This is a genomic window from Streptomyces sp. NPDC088745, from assembly GCF_044751045.1.
GTDB lineage: Bacteria > Actinomycetota > Actinomycetes > Streptomycetales > Streptomycetaceae > Streptomyces > Streptomyces cremeus.
Genome location: NZ_JBIVLB010000010.1, coordinates 253,838 through 270,308 on the forward strand (window position 1 = coordinate 253,838; position 16,471 = coordinate 270,308).

A 16,471-nucleotide genomic window follows, 5' to 3' on the forward strand; every position below is an offset into this window, starting at 1 on the left:
GGCCGCGCAGGTCAGCCGATCCCGGCGACCGTCACCGTGATCTCCACCGGCAGCCCGCCCGCCGCCCGCTCGGCCGCCGCCCGGACCGCCCGCGCGACGTCCACCGCCCGGTGGCCCCGGCGCACCGTGAACTGCACGTCGACGAGCCACCGCGCGGTGTCCGGGTCCCGGCGCACCCGCACGCCCGCCGGGCCCCGGTCGGCCGCGGGTCCGCGCCGCAGGCGGGCGGCCGCCGCCGAGCCCCGCAGCAGATCGCTCAGCCGGGGGCGCAGGAACGCCACGCCGGCGACCTCGGCGGCGGCCCCGGCGACCGCCCGCGCCAGCCGCTCGCCCGTCTCGCGGGGGGCGGCGTTCCCCGTCGCGCCCACGTCGTCCGTCATCACAGCTCCTCACCGGCCGCGGGGCCGTCCTCGTCGAAGAGGTCGACCACCAGTACGTCCACCGCGCCCACCCGCATCCCGAGCGCGTCGTCGGCGGCCCGGGCCACGGCCCGGCGCACCGCGTCCGCCAGTTCGGGCAGGGCGCGCCGGGCCCCCGCCTCCACCTCGACGGTGACCCGTGCCGGGGCCCGTGCGTCCGCCCCGGGTCCGGCCGCCGGTGCGACGCGGCAGCTTCCCGCCCGTACGCCCGCGACCGTCTCCGCGGCGCTCCGCAGGGTCTTCGCCGCGGCGGCCTCGACGATCCAGTGGTCCTCCTCGGGTTCGCCCAGGGGGAGGGTCCGGCCGGGCCGCAGTTCGAGGCGTACCAGGTCCATCACCCGGGCGGTGACCGCCGACGCGTCCGGTTGCGGCGTGTTCGCGTCCTCGGTGCGCGTCCGCTGGACGAAGTCGTCGAGCGTGCGGAGATCCTCCAGCGCGGCCGCGCAGTGGACGCAGTCGGCGGGATGCCCGCCGGGGGCCCGCGGGGGCGCCTGCGCGCCGGGCGCTGCCTCGTGCTGCGTCCACACGTCGTACAGCGGCCGTCCGCAGGGCAGCAGCTCCTCGCCGTCCGGGCCCCACGACTGGTCGTCCTCGCGTCCGCCGTCGTATGCGCGTCCGCTGTCGTATCCGCGTCCGCCGTCGTGCTCGCGTCCGCCGTCGTGCGGCGGGGCGCCGTGTCCGTTCATCGCCATGCCGCCATCGCCTCCATCAGAGCTCGGCGTGCGCGGAACATCCGGCCGCGTACCGCTTGCGGACTGATGCCGACCGTATCCGCGATCTCCTCGTACGACAGTCCGTGCATCTCGCGCAGCAGCCAGCAGGCCCGCTGTTCGGGCGACAGGCCCTCCAGCGCCCGCGAGAGCTCCCGCAGGGCGGCTCCGGCCTCGGCGTCGCGCACCGGGGAGCCCTCGTGCCCCGGCGTCTCGTGCTCCGGGACGGCGTCGAGGTGGGTGACGGGCCGCCGCGAGCGGAGCTGGTTCAGGCACCGGTTGGTGACGATGCGGTACATCCAGGTCAGGAACGCCGCGTCGCCGCGGAATTCCGGCAGGCTGCGCCACGCGCTCACGAAGGCCTCCTGCACGGCGTCCTCCGCCTCGGTGGTGCTGGCGAGCATCCGGGTGGCCAGCCGCAGCAGTTCCGGGCCGTGCCGCCGTACGAGGACTTCGAAGGCCCCCTCGTCGCCCTCGCCGGCGCGTACGGCGAGCAGGCGGTCGGGCACGTCCTCCGCCGTGCCGTCCGCGATGTCGCCGGCGTTGCCGCCGTCACTCTGGTCATCCCCGTTTCCGGGCACTTGCCGGCTCCTCTCCTCGGCCCTGCGCGTGTTCGACACCGCTCGCCGCGTTCCGTCACGCGGACCAGCCGGAAGAACGAATCCGGAATCGGCGCGTAACGGATCGGCGGGTACGGAGTCCAACGACGTGACCGAGCAAGAGCAGCGCTACTTTCGGGAGACTCCTCATGGCTTCGCAGCAGACCGCCGGCCCCGTCGGCACCGCCGGCCCCGGCACTTCCCCGGCCGCCGCCCCCCGCCGGGGCGCTTCGGACCTGACCTCGGTGGGCCACGGCAGGCCCGGCCCGGACGAGCCCGCGGCCACCCGGGGCAAGACCGCCATCGCGGACCTCGTGGTCGTGAAGATCGCCGGAATCGCGGCCCGGGAGATCCCTGGCGTGCACGACATGGGCGGCGGCCTGTCGCGCACCATCGGCGCGGTCCGCGACCGGGTGCCGGTCGGCCGGCCGAGCGTGGGCCGGGGCGTCAAGGTCGAGGTCGGCGAGGTGCAGACGGCCATCGACCTGGAGCTGGTCGTGGAGTACGGGGTGTCGATCGCCGACGTCGCCCGTGACGTGCGGGAGAACGTCGTCTCGGCGGTGGAGCGGACCACGGGCCTGGAGGTCGTGGAGGTCAACGTGACGGTCAACGACGTCCACCTGCCGGACGACGACCAGGACGACGCATCCGGCGCCGAGGCCCGGGTCGCATGAACAGGTCGTCCCTGGGCGCCCTCGCGGGCCTCGCACTCGGCCTCGCCGGCTGGTTCGGCGGCTTCGGCGCCTTCCTCGTCGTCGCGCTCTGCGGCGCCGCCGGGTGGGCCGTGGGGCACCTCCTGGAGGACGAGGAGGCGAGGCAGCGGCTGTGGGACCGGCTCGACCGGTCCGGCGGGCCGGGCGAGGGCCGCCGGAGGGCCCGGTGAGCGCGCCCGCGTCCGCCGGGGCGGCTGCCGTTCCGCCCGCCGAGCGGGGGTCCACCACCGTCAGCGACCGGGCGGTACGCCGTATCGCTGCCCGGTCCTGCGCGGAGGCCGTCCCCGGCGGCGCCGGGCCGCCGTCGGCGTCGGTCGTACGCACCGGCCGCACCGCCGCCGTCGCGCTGGGCGTGACCCTGCCGTACGCGGCCGACCTGGCCGGCACGGCGGAACACGTCCAGCGGCACGTGGCCCGCACCACGGCGGAGCTGACGGGCCTGGCGGTGCCGCCGCCGGAGGTACGGGTGACGGCCCTGACCGGGGGCGGGCCGGGCACGCGGGAGGGGCCGGGGGATGCGGGTGGCGTCGAAGCCGCGGCGGGCGGGGCGGAACGCCTTCCGGCCGTGCCGCGCCGCCCGTGGTCGCCGCGCCGGGGCGTCGCGCTCCTCGTCCTGTGCGTGGGAACGGCCGCCTGCGGCTACCTGCTCGCCGAGGGCGTCGCCCGTCGCACCGGGCACGTGCTGCCCGGTGCGCCCCGCCCCGATGTGCTGCACCGGGTGGCGACCACCTCCCTCGCGGACCCGGCGGCGCTCGTGGCGGGTCTCGCGGCGCTCGTCCTCGGGCTGTGGGTGCTGGGCGCGGCCGTGCTGCCGGGATGGCGCGACCGGCTGCCGATGACCGTGCGGACGAACGGCACCCGCGCCGTGCTGGACCGTTCGGCGATCGCGCTGCTGGTGCGGGACACGGCGCTGGCCGTGCCGGGAGTGACCTCTGCCCGGGTGCGGGCGGGCCGTCGTCGCGTCACGGTCCGGGCGCTGGCCGGGTACGGCGAGCCCGCCGCTGTCGAGACCGGGCTGACCGAGGCGGTCGAGGGGGCGCTCGGCGCGCTGGGGCTGGCGCGGCCACCGCGTTCGCGCGTACGGCTGCGGGCCGCACCGGGCTGTGCCGGGGAGTCCGGCCGTACCGAGGAGGCAGGGACATGACGACCACGCCCGCGACGACGTTCACGACCCGGGCCGCGCTCCTGCTGCTGGGGCTGGTGTCCCTCGCGGCCGGGCTGTGGCTGGTCGTGGGCCATGTCGCCGTACGGCCGACGAGCGGGCTGCGCGCCCGCCTGCCGGGCTGGTGGCCGCTGCCGCGCGCCGAGGCGGGCGCGACGGGTGCGTACGCCTGGTGGGCGCCGGCGGTGTTGGCGGCCCTGGCGCTGGCGCTGCTGCTGGGCGTCGTACGGCTGCTCGTGCCGGTCGTGCGGTCGGCCCGCTCCCGGGCCCGCCTGCCCTTGGGGCGGCCGGGCCTGTGGCTTCAGCCGAGCGCCCTGCGGGCCGTGCTGGCGTCGCGGACGGCGGACGTGGCCGGGGTGCGGGGGGCCCGGGTCGCGCTGGGCCGGGCGAAGCACGTCGTGCACGTCCGGCTGACCGTCGACCTGGAGCCGTGCGCCGCGCCGGGGGAAGTGCTCCGGGAGGTGGAGGCCGGGCCGCTGGCCGCCGTACGGGCGGCACTCGCGCCGACGCCGGTGCGCGCCGAGGTGCGGCTCGGCGCCCGGCGGCGCGGGACACGGCGCGCGAGGTGAGGGCGCTCGGGGGCCGGTAGGGAGGGGGGCGGCGCACGCCCGGCGGGCCGTGCGCCGTCCGGAGGAGGGCGGGGCGGCGCGCGCCCGGCCGGTCGTGCGCCGTCCGAGACCGTCCCGTGCCGGAAGACCCCGCGTGCGCCCCCGGGGTCAGCGGCGGGCCAGGCGGCGCGTGCCGCCCACCCCGTAGTCGAGCTTGTAGTGGGCGAACACCGGCAGCTCCTCGTCGGCCGTCAGCTCGCCGTCCGTGTCGATGGAGGGGGCGTCCTTCACCACCTGCTTCGGCCAGGCCACCCGCAGGTGCGCGGGGGAGACCGAGGCGCCCTCCAACGGCACGAAGGTGATGCGTTTGCGGGTGGGCAGGCCCACCGTCACCGCCGCGAAGGCGGGCAGGTCGGTCGCCGTGTCGACGTACACGGACTCCAGGACACCGATCTTGCCGCCCTCGTCGTCGACGACGTCGCGTCCGAGCCAGTCACGGATGTTCTCGACTGCGAGCATGGGGTTCTTCCTCTGGTTCAGGAGCTTCGCGGCGGCCCCGGCAGAGCCGCTGGACTTCCGTCTGCCCCCGCCGGGCCCGCCCATGAGGCGCCCCGCGGAACCCGTGCCCCGGCGGCCCGGCCGCGGCGGCCCGAAGTGGATATTCGGATTCCGCTGCATCCGGAGGAGGCCGACGGGCGGAAGAGGCAGGACATATTCCGGCCGGCGTCCAGGGAAGGCAGTGCGATGCACCGTACGCGGACGAGCGAGAGCGCTTGGGGCAACGGGCGGCTCCGTCCCGGGGCGGCACACGAACCGCGGGCCGCCCCGGCACGGGGCCGGGTGTCGCACGGGCCGGAGGCCGCCGCCCCGGGGCGGGCCGCCGCCGTGCACCTCGTGGACGCGGACGTGCCGGGGGCCGTGCGGGAGGTTCTGCGGGGGGTGTTGGGCGAGCGGGTGCGGGAGTGCGCCGCGCTCGACGCCACCTTCGCGGCGGACGTGGCCGAGCGGGTCGCCGACTTCACGCTCAGCGGTGGAAAGAGGCTGCGGGCACAGTTCCTGTGGTGGGGGCTGCGCTCCTGCGCCGGGGGGCTGCGTCCGGGCGCCGCCGACACCGCGCTGCGACTGGCCGCCGGGCTCGAACTCATCCAGACCTGTGCCCTGGTGCACGACGACCTGATGGACGGCTCCCCCGTCCGCCGGGGCAGGCCCGCCCTGCACGTGGTGCTGGGCGCCCGCCACGACGGTGCCGGGGCGGCCGGCCCGGGCGAACCGTTCGGCAGGGCCGCGGCCGTGCTCGCCGGGGACCTGGCGCTGAGCTGGGCCGACGACGTGGTCGCCGAGGCCTGGGACGCGAGCTCGGTGAGCGGGGAGGTGCGTGCGCGGGTGCGCGCCCTGTGGCGGGCGATGCGGACCGAGATGGTGGCCGGGCAGTACCTGGACCTGCACGGCCAGGTCTCGGGGTCCCGGGCGGTGGGCGCCGCGATCCGTACCGCGACGCTCAAGAGCGCCCTGTACTCCGTGGAGCGGCCGTTGGCGCTGGGAGCGGCCCTCGCCGGGGCGGACCAGCGCACCACCGGGGCGCTGTGCTCCGCGGGCCGGTGCGCGGGCATCGCCTTCCAGTTGCGCGACGACCTGCTGGGGGCGTTCGGCGATCCCCGCGAGACGGGCAAGCCGGCCGGGGACGACCTGCGCGACGGCAAGCTGACGTATCTGACGGCGGTCGCCAGGGCCCGCGCCGAGGCGTCCGGCGACCGGGCGTCGGCCGCTCTCCTGGACCGCTGCCTCGGGAATCCCTCGCTCGGTGACGAGGGCGTGGAGCGGGTGCGGGAAGTGCTGGTGGAGACCGGCGCGCGGGACGTGACGGAGGCGAAGATCTCGCGCCTCGTGGCGGTGGCGCACCGGCACCTGGCGTCGGCGCCCCTGCTGCCCGACGCGCAGGCGCGGCTGCGGGAGTTGACGGGGGCGGTCGCGGCACCGCCCGTTCCGGCGGCGGGGGCCGCGAGGCCGGCCGGTGGTGGTCCACGACCGGCCGAACATGACGAGGAGGGGGTCCGGTGGGCTCGATGAGCAGGCTCAGGCCGACGCCGACGCCGACGTCGGCGGCAAGGGCGGGGACAGGGACAGGGACGGGGGCCGGGAAGGCCCTGAAGGGGCGCACCGATCACGTCGTGGTGGTCGGCGCCGGGCTGGCGGGGCTGTCCGCCGCGCTGCACCTGCTCGGCGCGGGCCGGCGGGTCACCGTGATCGAACGGGACGACGAGCCCGGCGGCCGGGCCGGGCTGCTGGACCGGGGCGGTTACCGCATCGACACCGGGCCGACCGTGCTGACCATGCCGGACCTGGTGGAGGAGGCCTTCGCCGCCGTCGGCCACTCTATGGCCGGGCGGCTGGACCTGGTGCCGCTGCACCCCGCCTACCGGGCCCGCTTCGCCGACGGCAGCGCGCTGGACGTGCACACCGGGGGCGCGGCGATGGAGGAGGAGATCGCCCGGTTCGCCGGGGCCCGCGAGGCGCTCGGCTACCGGCGGCTGCGGGTCTGGCTGGAGCAGTTGTACCGGGTGCAGATGCGGCGGTTCATCGACGCCAACTTCGACTCCCCGCTCCAGCTCCTGCACCCCGACCTGGCGCGGCTGGCCGCCCTCGGCGGGTTCGGCAGGATGGACGCCCGGATCGGCCGCTTCCTCTCCGACGAGCGGCTGCGCCGCGTGTTCACCTTCCAGGCGCTGTACGCGGGGGTGCCGCCCGCCCGGGCCCTCGCCGCGTACGCGGTGATCGCGTACATGGACACGGTCGCCGGGGTCTACTTCCCGCGCGGCGGCATGCACGCCCTGCCGCGCGCCCTGGCGGCGTCGGCCGCCGAGGCGGGGGCCGACTTCCGGTACGGGCACGAGGTGACCCGGCTGGAGCGCTCGGGCACCGGTGAGCGGATCACCGCCGTCGTCACCGACCAGGGGCGCGTCCCCTGCGACGCGGTGGTCCTCACTCCGGACCTCCCCGTCGCCTACCGGCTGCTCGGCAGGCGTCCGCGCCGGGTGCCGCCGCTGCGGCACTCGCCGTCGGCGGTGATCCTGCACGCGGGCACCGACCGGACCTGGCCGGAGCTCGGCCATCACACGATCTCCTTCGGCGGCGCCTGGAAGGAGACCTTCCGGGAGCTGACCCGCACCGGGGACCTGATGTCGGACCCCTCCCTGCTGATCACCCGGCCCACCGCGACCGACCCGTCGCTCGCGCCCCCGGGGCGGCATCTGCACTACGTGCTGGCGCCCTGCCCCAACACGGTCGTCGGGCCCGGCGTGCGGGAGTGGGCGGACCTCGGGCCCCGTTACCGCGACAGCCTGCTGCGCACCCTCGACGCCCGGGGGCTGGCGGACTTCGGGGCGGCGATCGAGGAGGAGTGCCTGGTGACTCCGGCCGACTGGTCCGCGCAGGGGCACGGCGCCGGCACGCCCTTCTCCGCCGCCCACACCTTTCCGCAGACCGGCCCCTTCCGGCCGCGCAACCTGGTGCGCGGCACCGAGAACGCGGTCCTGGCCGGCTGCGGCACCACCCCGGGGGTCGGCGTGCCGACCGTCCTCATCTCGGGGAAGCTCGCGGCCGCCCGCGTCGTCGGCGCCGGACAGGTCTCCCGGCAGGCCCCCGTCCGGCGCGCCTCCCCCGCCGGTTCCACCGACCCCGCCGGCCCGGCCGGCTCCCCGCCCGACGCTCGGAAGGCCCCCGTGCATGACCGACCGTGAACTCGACGCCGCCGGAATCTCCGATCCCGGGCTGCGCGCCGCGTACCGCCAGTGCCGCCGGCTCAACGCCCGGCACGGCCGCACCTACTTCCTGGCGACCAGGCTGCTGCCCGTCGCACGCCGCCCCGCCGTCCACGCGCTGTACGGCTTCGCCCGCTGGGCCGACGACATCGTCGACGACCTGCACTCCGCGGCCTCCCCGGCCGACCGGGCGGCCGCCCTCGACGGCCTGGCGGCACGGCTGCGGGACGGGCTGGCCGGACGGCCGAGCGAGGAGCCGGTCGTGCGGGCGCTGGTGGACACCGCCGCCCGGTACGACATCGAGCACGGCCACTTCACCGACTTCATGGCGTCCATGCGCAGCGACCTGGTCGTCACCGGTTATCCGACGTACGACCACCTGCGGAGGTACATGCACGGTTCGGCGGCGGTGATCGGGCTCCAGATGCTGCCGGTCCTGGGCACCGTCGTACCGCGTGCGGAAGCGGCTCCGCGGGCCGCCGCCCTCGGCGTGGCCTTCCAGCTGACCAATTTCCTGCGCGACGTGGGCGAGGACCTGGACCGGGGGCGGGTGTACCTGCCGGAGGACCTGCTCGCCGCCCACGGCGTCGACCGCGACCTGCTGGCGTGGAGCCGTCTGACGGGTCTTCCCGACCGGCGGATCACCGCCGCGCTGCAGAACGCCGCCGAGCTGACCCGGGCCGTGTACCGGGAGGCGGCGCCGGGGATCGCGCAGCTCGATCCGGTGGCCCGGCCGTGCATCCGCACCGCCTTCGTGCTGTACGGGGCGATCCTGGACGCCGTCGCCGACGACGGGTACCGGGTGCTGCACCGGCGGGCCGTGGTGCCGCGGCGGCGGCGGGCGGTGGTGGCCGTGGACGGGCTGGTGCGCGTCGCCGCGGCGAGGGCCCGGGCCGCCGGGCCCCGGCAGCGGTACGGTGCCGCCGCCGGGCCGCCCGGCCCCGTGGGAGCGGGCGGTGAGCCCTCGGCGCGCGAGGGACAGGTACGGAAGGAGACGGTGTGAACGACCCGGACGACGTGAACGGCCCGCATCGCGCGAACCGGCCGGGGAGCGGCCCGCCGCCCCGGGGCAAGCGCCTCCCCCTGCGGCTGCGCCGCAGCCCCGTGCCCTGGGAGCGGCAGCGGCCCACCTGGCGCGACGCCTCCCCCGCGGTGATCTCCGCCGCCCTGAAGCGGGCGCAGGCCCGCCCTTCGGGCAACTGGTACGTGGTGGGGGCGTCCGGCGACGTCCCGGCGGGCCGCCCGCTGGGGCGCGTGGTGGACGGCGCCGAGATCGTGCTCTGGCGCGGTGCGGACGGCGGCGTGCGCGCCGGGGCGGGGGCCTGTCCGCACCTGGGGGCGCCGCTGAAGGACAGCAGGGTGCGGTGCGGCACGCTGGTCTGCCACTGGCACGGACTGGCCCTGGACGGGGCCCCGTTCGCCGGGTGGGAGCCCTTCCCGGTGCACGACGACGGGGTGCTGCTGTGGGTGCGGCTGGACCGGGTGGGCGGTGAGGAGCCGCTGGAGCGGCCGGTGGTTCCCGCGCGGCCCGATCCGGCGGCCGCCGTGCCCGCGGTGTGCACGGTGGTGGGGCGGTGCGAGCCCGAGGACGTGATCGCCAACCGGCTCGATCCGTGGCACGGGGCCTGGTTCCACCCGTACTCCTTCGTCGATCTGACGGTCGTCGGCGCGCCGGAAGCGGAGGAGGGCGACGACTCCTTCGTGGTGGACGTCTCCTTCAAGGTGGCGGGGCGCGCGGTGGTGCCGGTGCGGGCGGTCTTCACCGCGCCCGAGCCGCGCACCGTCGTCATGCACATCACCCGGGGCGAGGGCGAGGGGTCCGTCGTGGAGACGCACGCCACCCCGCTGGGCCCGGACGCCTCCGGCCGGCCGCGCACCGCCGTCGTGGAGGCGGTCGTCGCGGCCTCCGACCGCCGGGGCTTCGCGGTGGCGCGGGCCGCCGCGCCCGTCCTGCGTCCGCTGATGCGGGCGGCGGCGGGGCGGCTGTGGCGCGACGACATCGCCTACGCGGAGCGCCGCTGGGCGCTGCGCAGCACCGGGCGCTTCCCGGGCTGAGCCCGTCGGCCCGGTGCCGTACGCCCGTCGGCGGCGTGCGGCGCCGGGCCGTGCCCGTGCCGGTGTCAGGTGCCGGCGAGGCGGGCCAGGGCGCGCAGCACGGGCACCCGGCCCCGGTCGGGGACCGTCCACAGGGTCTGGCCGCGCAGCCCCCACTCCCGCAGGAGCGCGTTGGCGGCGAGGAACCCGGTGGTGGCGGCCCGCTCCATCAGCGCGACCGGCAGCGAGGTGCGCACCAGGTCACCGGCGAGCACCACCGCCGGGTCGGGGGTGCGGACGCCGGGCCGCGCACGGTGGCCGCCCACCTCGAACAGGGGGCAGTCGGCCCGCCATTCGTGCCGGGCGTCGACCACTTTCGCGTCCCGGGTCTCGGGGTACACCCGGTGGAGTTCGGCCAGCGCCCGGTTCTGGACGGTCCTGCGGTCGGCGGCCGGATCGACGGCGTACGCGTGGAGTTCGACGACGGAGCCGCCGGTGCGGGCGGCCCAGCGGGCGGCCTCGCCCTCCCAGCGGTCCAGCACGCTGACGTTGTCCAGCGGACCGAAGCCGCCGGTGCCGAGGAAGCCGGGGCGGTCCGCCGCGACGGGACGGTCCAGCCAGAGCCGGGAGACCAGGAAGGGCGGGGCGGTGCGCAGCCGGTCGATCCGCTGCCGCCAGGCGGCGTCGCCGAGCGACGGGGAGCCGTCCACCACCTTGCGCAGGCCGCCGGTGTCCAGGGCCAGGACCAGTCCGTCGTACGCCTCCTGGCCGGTGGCGGTGCTGACGGTGACGCCGCCGCCGCGCGCCGGGGCGGCGGCGAGCACGGGGGTCCCGGTGCGCAGCCGCACGCCGTGCCCGGCCAGGTAGTCGCCGAGGGGGTTCCACAGGGCGGCGGGGAAGGGTTCGCGGGGCACGTCGAAGAGCAGGCCCTCGCTGGAGCCCAGGAAGTAGATGTGGAACATCAGCACCAGTTCGGCGGCGGACAGTTCGCGCGGGTCGGCGAAGAAGCTGCGGGAGAACACCTCGAAGGCGAGGTGTTCGGCGGCCTCGGGGAAGCGGATGCGGTCCAGGAAGTCGCGGGCGCTGACGTGGTCGAGCCGGTCGTACACCTCGGGGACGCGGACGTCGAGCAGCGGCAGGGCGGCGCGGGCGTCCATCCGGGCGAGGTCGCCCCAGCCGAAGGCGGGGCTGAGCGCGACGAAGCCGAGCGCGCTGAACGGCGGGGTGCGCGGCACCCGGGCGAAGCTGTCGCGCAGGCCGTCGCTGTGCTGGAGGGGGTAGTCGGGCAGGCCGGTGAGGGAGTCGAGGTGGGGGTCGACCCGGCGGAGCAGGCCGCGGAGGTTGTAGTACTGGCGGAAGAAGGCGTGGAAGCCGCGGCTCATGGTGGCGGTGGAGCCGTCGGCGAGTTCGACGGGCCAGCCGGCGAGGCGTCCGCCGAGGGTGTTCTCGCGTTCGTACAGGGTGACGCGGACGCCGCGTTCGGCGAGGGCGGTGGCCGCGGCGAGGCCCGCGATGCCGCCGCCGACGACGGCGGCCTCGGGCCCCGGGCCCTGGGCGCGGGGGCGTCCGGCGGGGCCGGGGACGGTCACCGCGCGGCGGTCGCGGCCCCTGCGGGGGGCGGGCGGGCGGGTCCTCATCGGGCGGCCTCCGCGGGGACGGCGGCGGACCGGGGAGCGGCGGGCCGGGGGGCGGCGGCGAGCACGGTGTGGACGATGCCGGTCTGCCAGCCGGGCATCGGCAGCGCGCGCACGGAGGTGAAGCCGGCCCGGCGGAGGCGTTCCGCGCACGCGTCGGCGGTGTCGAAGTCGACGACGCTGCGCAGCAGGTGGCGGTAGAGGTCGCCGTCGCCGAAGGCCCGGCCGGCGGGCAGCACGATGCCGTGGCAGACCGCGCTCCACACCAGGCGGTCCAGGGGCCTGCCGCTGAGGGTGTACTCGTGCACCGCGAGCCGTCCGCCGGGGGCGAGGAGGTCGCGTACGGAGGCCAGCACGGCGTCCGGGTCGGCCACGTTGCGCAGCAGGTACGCGGCGAGCACGGCGTCGAACGGGCCGTCCACGCCCGCCTCCCGGAGCCCTTCGGCGGGGGCGTGCACGAAGGTGACGTTCGACGGCCAGGGCTTGGCCCTGGCCTGGTCGAGCATGCCCCGTGAGGCGTCCGCGGCGACGATCTCGGCCCGGGGCGCGACCCGCAGCAGGGCGGCCGTGGAGGCGCCGGTGCCGCAGCCGAGGTCGAGCAGGCGCAGCCCGGCGCCGCCGTCGGGCAGCCCGAGCCGGCGGGCGGAGCGGCGCAGGTGGGAGTGGTAGCCGGGGTTGGCCGCCGTCAGCCGGTCGTAGGTGCGGGCGGCGTGGTCGAACGCGGTGGACAGGTCCTCGTCGCGGAGCAGGCTCATGCGGTCCTTCCGGGGGTGGTGGGTGGGGGCGGAGGGGGTGGTGCGGTCGTGGGCCCGGTCACGGCCGGGGGTCGGGGCGGCGGCGCAGCCAGGGCAGTTCCACGGCCGTGCGCAGCATCGGCAGGACGGGGGTGCGCAGGCCGACGGCGAAGTCCTCGGGCCACGAGGTGCGGCCGTCCAGGAAGCGGAGCATGCGTTCCGGGCCGACCTCGCGGAAGAGGCCGGTGAAGAACCGCGACCCGTCCACCCGCCCGGTGGCCAGGGCGCGCAGCAGGACGCCGTCCATGGCCCGGGAGCGCGCCGGGTAGGCCGGCGGCGGCTGCGGCAGCCGGCCCCGCGCCCAGGCGTCCGCGACGGCCCGGCTCTGGCGCTGCACGGCGGCGAAGGTGTAGCCGGTGGACGGCCGGGTGGCCCCGCCCGCCGTGCCGATGCGGAAGGCCGAGGAGCCCGTGCGGCGCGGGAAGCGGGCGTCCGTCATGGGGATCACCCCCTGCTCGACGTCCGTCACCTCGAACGCGCCGAGCTCCAGGACCTTCGCGGTGTAGTGGCGCAGGGCCCGGTCGTACCCCTCGTCGTCCAGCGGCCGCGCGGAGAACTCCGTGTACTCCACCAGTGCTTCGCGCGTCCCCAGCGGCAGCACGTACCCGAAGGACAGGCCGTGCGGCGGCTGCGGGGTGCGGAAGTCCATCAGGTCGGCGACGGCGGGGTCGAAGCACGCCGCCTCGGTACGGACGAACCAGCCCCGGAAGTGCTGGAGCAGCAGCGTGCGCGAGGGCGGCGGGACCGGCGGCGGGCGGGAGTCGAACACCCACCGGGCGCGCAGCCGCAGCGGTGCGCCCGCGGGGTCGCGGCCCCGGACGACGGCTCCCGGGCGCAGGTCGTCGACGCCGTCGACCGTCGCCGCCACCCGCCGCACGCCCGGCGCCGCGTCGATCCGCTCGTACACCATCCGCTCGAAGTCGGTGGAGCGGAGCATCTTGTAGCGGGAGGGCGCGAGCGGGCAGCACACCTCGTCCCCGGTGCGTCCGCGCAGGCGCAGCCGGTCCCAGGACGCCGTGAGCACGTCGTCGTACGCGCCGCCGGGCCCCTCCCAGAAGCACCAGGTGCGCTCCGGCGGCCGCAGCGGGCCCGGCGGCGCGTCGAGGAGCGTCACATCGGGGGTGCGGCGGCCGGGGGCGGGCGCGCAGAGCCGGTGGGCGAGGGAGAGACCGGCCGCACCGGCGCCGATGACGGCGATCTCCGTGTCGTACGCCGCCCGGGGGCCGGGGGTGCGCGGGTGCGAGGGGGGCAAGGCGGGCCTCCGTTCCTTCCTCTCGCGGCGAAGTGCTGGGCACCCGCCCTTCCGTTCGGGGGGCCCGTTCGGATGCACCGGAACCGTGCGGGAGCGGGAGGGGCACGCCGGGGAGGCGGATCAGCGGGGGGAACGGCCGGGCGGGGGGCGGCGGCCCGCGGTGAAGAGGGCCACGCGCGACTCCACCGCCGCGACGGCCTCCGCGAGTCCCGGCGGGCGAGCCAGGCCGGTGGCGCCGGCCCAGCCCGGGCCGAGCGCGAGGACGGCGGGTTTCCTGCGGGCCCCCCGCGGGCCCCATTCGGTGTGCGCCACCCGGTCCGCGAGGGCGCGGTCGGCCGTGCCGCGGGACTGCGCCCACAGGCCGACGACGACGGGCCCGGTGCGCTCCACGGCGGCGAGCAGGCACTCGGCCGGCAGCGCGGCGCCGAACATCCGCACCAGGAGGGTGCGTTCGGTCAGGGCGGCCGCCAGGACCTCCAGGGGCAGCGTGTGGTTCTCGTCGGGCATGCAGGCCAGCAGGGTGGCGGTGCCGTGGGGGCGGCCGGGGGCGAGCGGCGGGCAGGCGCGGCGCAGCGCGCCGGAGACGTGCCAGGACAGGAAGTGCTCGACCTCGACGTACCGGTCCGGCTCGCCCTCCCACTTGCGGCCCGCCGCGTGCAGCGCGGGCATGATCACTTCGGTCCAGGCGGTGATCAGTCCCAGGTCCCGTATGGCGACGGCCAGCAGTTCGTCCAGCGCCGTGCCGTCGAGCCGCAGCGCCGCCCTGGCGACGCCCCGGCACTCCGCCCGCACCCTGCCGAGCGGCAGGCCCGCGCCGGCCCGGCCGGACGCGGCCGGGCGCGCGGGGCCCGTCCCCTCCCCGGGGGGCGGGGTGCGGACGGCGGCCGCCAGGCGGGCCGCCTCGGCGGGCGGCACCCCGGTCGCGGTCAGCGCGCACATCCGCTCCAGGCGGGCCATGTCCCGCGCGCTCCACCGGCGGTGGCTGCCGCTGGTCCGCGTCCGGGCCCCGATGCCGTACCGCCGGTCCCAGGACCGGACGGTGGTCGGCGACACCCCGAGCCGCCGGGCGACCTCGCCGGTGGAGTAGGTCGCCTCGTCCCCCGTGTCCGCCTCAGGCGCTGTCCTGTTCACGGGCCGAACCGTACGCCGTAGGCCGGGCGGGGTGTCGTACCGAGGTGGCCCTCAGTGCCCCAGGTCGCCCCGCAGCACGCTCCTGCCGGAGTGCGCGGGGTCGCCGTCGTGGTCCTGTTCGGACACGTCGACGAGGGGGTGGGCGGCGAGGTCGACGCCCGCCGGCGTCGCCAGGGCGGCCGTGCCGTCGGGGCGCAGGGCGCCGAGCGCGACGCGTTCGCGGTGCGCGCGGTCCATCAGCCACACCGCGTAGTAGCCGCCGGTGTCGGGCAGGCCGGTGGTGGCGAGGACGACCTGCCGTCCGCCTGCGGGCCCGTCGCGCGTGTGGACGGTGCCGCCCGCCGTGCGCGCCGGGGCGAGGCCCACCAGCGGACGCCGGACTTCCGCCGGGGCCCCGGCGGGGGCGGGCGCGTCCGCTTCGGCGAGGCGCGCGGTGACGGACTCCCAGAGGGAGGCGGGGGCTTCGACGAGCAGGTCGTCGACGGTGATCCCGCGCGCCGTGCGGACCACCTCCCGCAGGTGGCGGAGTTCCGTGCGGCAGCGGGCGCAGGTCCGCAGGTGGTCGCCCGGGGAGGGGCCGGGGACGCCGGGGTCGGCCGGCCCGAGGGCGAGCGCGGCGAGCTCGTCGGGGTCCAGGTGGTCGGGCATGGGGCCTCCGCGCGAGCTGGGGACGGGGGCGGGGCGGGGGGCGCGTCGGTACGGGAGACGGCGTGGCCCGCGGGGGCCGTGGACCCGTTTCCTCGGGCGGGTCCGCTCGGGGCGGGCGGACGGTACTCGTGGCTACCGGGTGTGGCGGGCCGCCGGATGCACGACGGTGTGTCAGTTTTGGGCGACGCATCGGTTCACGGTGAGGGACGCGGACGGAGGGACGACCGACTCTGCGGCACTGAGCTGGGAACTTCCCTCCGGAACCACGGCTCCCGCTCCCCGCGCATTTCGATGCTTAACCGATGCGACTTGGGTTGTGCGGCGCTTTGCCGAAGGTTGGGAGGCGTCGTGATCCGGCTACGTTCCGCGAGGAGTGCACCATGCCCCCAGCTCCGCCGGCTCCCCATCGGGCGCCCGCCACCGCACGGCCCGTTCCGTCCGCGCAGGACCGGGCCGCCGAGGCGGCCATCGCCGCCGGGCTCGCCCGGGGGGACGAAGCCGCCCTGGCCGCGGCGTACCGGCAGTGGGGTTCCCTGGTGTACTCGCTGGCCCTGCGCGCGCTGCGGGACCGGCAGGACGCGGAGGACACCGCCCAGCAGGTGTTCCTGGCCGCCTGGCGGGGCCGCACCGGGTACGACCCCGCCCGGGGCTCGCTGGGCGGGTGGCTGGTGGGCATCACCCGGCACGCGGTGGCCGACTGCCTCGCCGCCCGCGCCCGGCAGTCGAAGCTCGCGGGACTGGCCACCGCCCAGCAGGAGGAGGCCCTGCGGCACCCGGGGCCCAGCGAGAGCGAGGACGCCCTGAACCGGGTGGTGCTGCTGGAGACGCTGGGGCAGTTGAGTCCGGTCCAGCGGCGCCTGCTGGGGCTGGCCGTCTGGGGCGACATGACCCAGACTCAGATCGCCGAGGAGACGGGGCTTCCGCTGGGGACCGTGAAGAGCCACATCCGCCGCGCCCTGCACGCGCTGCGCCGTATCATCGAGACGCCCACGCCCTCGGTGTGAGGGACGGGACGCGCACACGTCACCCAAAGTAGCGGTACGGTCACGTCAGGTCCTAGGCTCGTCCG

18 protein-coding genes are annotated in these 16,471 nt (G+C 77.3%); 9 read left to right on the forward strand and 9 right to left on the reverse strand.

What is annotated here, in order from left to right:
- Window positions 1-11 precede the first annotated feature (11 nt).
- From ACIP93_RS25415 to ACIP93_RS25425, 3 genes are read right to left on the reverse strand one after another with little or no spacing between them, the layout of a single operon-like run.
- A complete protein-coding gene (locus tag ACIP93_RS25415) occupies window positions 12-380 on the reverse strand; it encodes an Asp23/Gls24 family envelope stress response protein (RefSeq protein ID WP_345227303.1) in 369 nt (122 codons plus the stop codon).
- Window positions 380-1,111 carry a hypothetical protein gene (locus ACIP93_RS25420; RefSeq protein ID WP_401761966.1) on the reverse strand — a complete coding sequence of 244 codons (732 nt, stop codon included), beginning with the start codon at window positions 1,109-1,111 and terminating at the stop codon, window positions 380-382. The genes ACIP93_RS25415 and ACIP93_RS25420 overlap by 1 nt, the downstream gene beginning before the upstream one ends.
- Window positions 1,102-1,710 carry an RNA polymerase sigma factor gene (locus ACIP93_RS25425; protein ID WP_380837143.1) on the reverse strand — a complete coding sequence of 203 codons (609 nt, stop codon included), beginning with the start codon at window positions 1,708-1,710 and terminating at the stop codon, window positions 1,102-1,104. Before ACIP93_RS25425 ends, ACIP93_RS25420 begins: the two co-directional genes overlap by 10 nt.
- Window positions 1,711-1,877: 167 nt before the next feature.
- On the opposite strand from ACIP93_RS25425, the gene ACIP93_RS25430 reads away from it, so the two are divergent.
- The 4 genes from ACIP93_RS25430 to ACIP93_RS25445 are packed head-to-tail and all read left to right on the forward strand — an operon-like array spanning window position 1,878 to window position 4,172.
- Window positions 1,878-2,402 (forward strand): Asp23/Gls24 family envelope stress response protein, encoded by a 525-nt coding sequence (locus ACIP93_RS25430; RefSeq protein WP_401761968.1) that lies wholly within the window; start codon window positions 1,878-1,880, stop codon window positions 2,400-2,402.
- On the forward strand, window positions 2,399-2,611 hold the full coding sequence (locus ACIP93_RS25435) for a hypothetical protein (protein WP_345227309.1): 213 nt from the start codon (window positions 2,399-2,401) through the stop codon (window positions 2,609-2,611). The genes ACIP93_RS25430 and ACIP93_RS25435 overlap by 4 nt, the downstream gene beginning before the upstream one ends.
- Complete coding sequence (locus ACIP93_RS25440; protein WP_401761969.1) at window positions 2,608-3,585, forward strand: DUF6286 domain-containing Asp23/Gls24 family envelope stress response protein; 978 nt, start codon at window positions 2,608-2,610, stop codon at window positions 3,583-3,585. Before ACIP93_RS25435 ends, ACIP93_RS25440 begins: the two co-directional genes overlap by 4 nt.
- Complete coding sequence (locus tag ACIP93_RS25445; protein WP_401761971.1) at window positions 3,582-4,172, forward strand: hypothetical protein; 591 nt, start codon at window positions 3,582-3,584, stop codon at window positions 4,170-4,172. Before ACIP93_RS25440 ends, ACIP93_RS25445 begins: the two co-directional genes overlap by 4 nt.
- A gap of 147 nt (window positions 4,173-4,319) precedes the next feature.
- On the opposite strand, the gene ACIP93_RS25450 is transcribed toward ACIP93_RS25445, so the two are convergent.
- Window positions 4,320-4,670, reverse strand: coding sequence for a PRC-barrel domain-containing protein (locus tag ACIP93_RS25450; RefSeq protein ID WP_401761973.1), 351 nt, complete (start codon window positions 4,668-4,670; stop codon window positions 4,320-4,322).
- Window positions 4,671-4,895: 225 nt separating this feature from the next.
- Between ACIP93_RS25450 and ACIP93_RS25455 the strand changes: the two genes are divergently transcribed.
- The 4 genes from ACIP93_RS25455 to ACIP93_RS25470 all read left to right on the forward strand — a co-directional run bounded on the left by ACIP93_RS25455 (window position 4,896) and on the right by ACIP93_RS25470 (window position 9,964).
- Window positions 4,896-6,218, forward strand: coding sequence for a polyprenyl synthetase family protein (locus ACIP93_RS25455; RefSeq protein ID WP_401761975.1), 1,323 nt, complete (start codon window positions 4,896-4,898; stop codon window positions 6,216-6,218).
- Window positions 6,215-7,888 (forward strand): phytoene desaturase family protein, encoded by a 1,674-nt coding sequence (gene crtI, locus ACIP93_RS25460; RefSeq protein WP_401761976.1) that lies wholly within the window; start codon window positions 6,215-6,217, stop codon window positions 7,886-7,888. The genes ACIP93_RS25455 and crtI overlap by 4 nt, the downstream gene beginning before the upstream one ends.
- Entirely contained in the window at window positions 7,875-8,912 is a 1,038-nt protein-coding gene (locus ACIP93_RS25465; RefSeq protein ID WP_345227322.1) for a phytoene/squalene synthase family protein, read from the forward strand. The genes crtI and ACIP93_RS25465 overlap by 14 nt, the downstream gene beginning before the upstream one ends.
- Window positions 8,913-8,992: 80 nt before the next feature.
- Window positions 8,993-9,964 carry a DUF5914 domain-containing protein gene (locus tag ACIP93_RS25470; protein WP_345227970.1) on the forward strand — a complete coding sequence of 324 codons (972 nt, stop codon included), beginning with the start codon at window positions 8,993-8,995 and terminating at the stop codon, window positions 9,962-9,964.
- A gap of 65 nt (window positions 9,965-10,029) precedes the next feature.
- Here the strand turns inward: ACIP93_RS25470 and ACIP93_RS25475 are convergent, their stop codons facing one another.
- The 5 genes from ACIP93_RS25475 to ACIP93_RS25495 form a co-directional block, all read right to left on the reverse strand.
- On the reverse strand, window positions 10,030-11,580 hold the full coding sequence (locus ACIP93_RS25475) for an FAD-dependent oxidoreductase (RefSeq protein ID WP_345227325.1): 1,551 nt from the start codon (window positions 11,578-11,580) through the stop codon (window positions 10,030-10,032).
- Complete coding sequence (locus tag ACIP93_RS25480; RefSeq protein ID WP_345227327.1) at window positions 11,577-12,332, reverse strand: class I SAM-dependent methyltransferase; 756 nt, start codon at window positions 12,330-12,332, stop codon at window positions 11,577-11,579. Before ACIP93_RS25480 ends, ACIP93_RS25475 begins: the two co-directional genes overlap by 4 nt.
- A 58-nt stretch (window positions 12,333-12,390) precedes the next feature.
- Complete coding sequence (locus ACIP93_RS25485; protein WP_401761979.1) at window positions 12,391-13,623, reverse strand: lycopene cyclase family protein; 1,233 nt, start codon at window positions 13,621-13,623, stop codon at window positions 12,391-12,393.
- A gap of 120 nt (window positions 13,624-13,743) precedes the next feature.
- On the reverse strand, window positions 13,744-14,754 hold the full coding sequence (locus ACIP93_RS25490; protein ID WP_401761980.1) for a MerR family transcriptional regulator: 1,011 nt from the start codon (window positions 14,752-14,754) through the stop codon (window positions 13,744-13,746).
- Between the two features lie 51 nt (window positions 14,755-14,805).
- Window positions 14,806-15,402: an anti-sigma factor domain-containing protein gene (locus ACIP93_RS25495; RefSeq protein ID WP_401761982.1), complete on the reverse strand. Its 597-nt coding sequence runs from the start codon at window positions 15,400-15,402 to the stop codon at window positions 14,806-14,808.
- 380 nt (window positions 15,403-15,782) lie between these two features.
- On the opposite strand from ACIP93_RS25495, the gene ACIP93_RS25500 reads away from it, so the two are divergent.
- Window positions 15,783-16,406: a sigma-70 family RNA polymerase sigma factor gene (locus tag ACIP93_RS25500; RefSeq protein WP_345227336.1), complete on the forward strand. Its 624-nt coding sequence runs from the start codon at window positions 15,783-15,785 to the stop codon at window positions 16,404-16,406.
- Window positions 16,407-16,471: the final 65 nt, after the last annotated feature.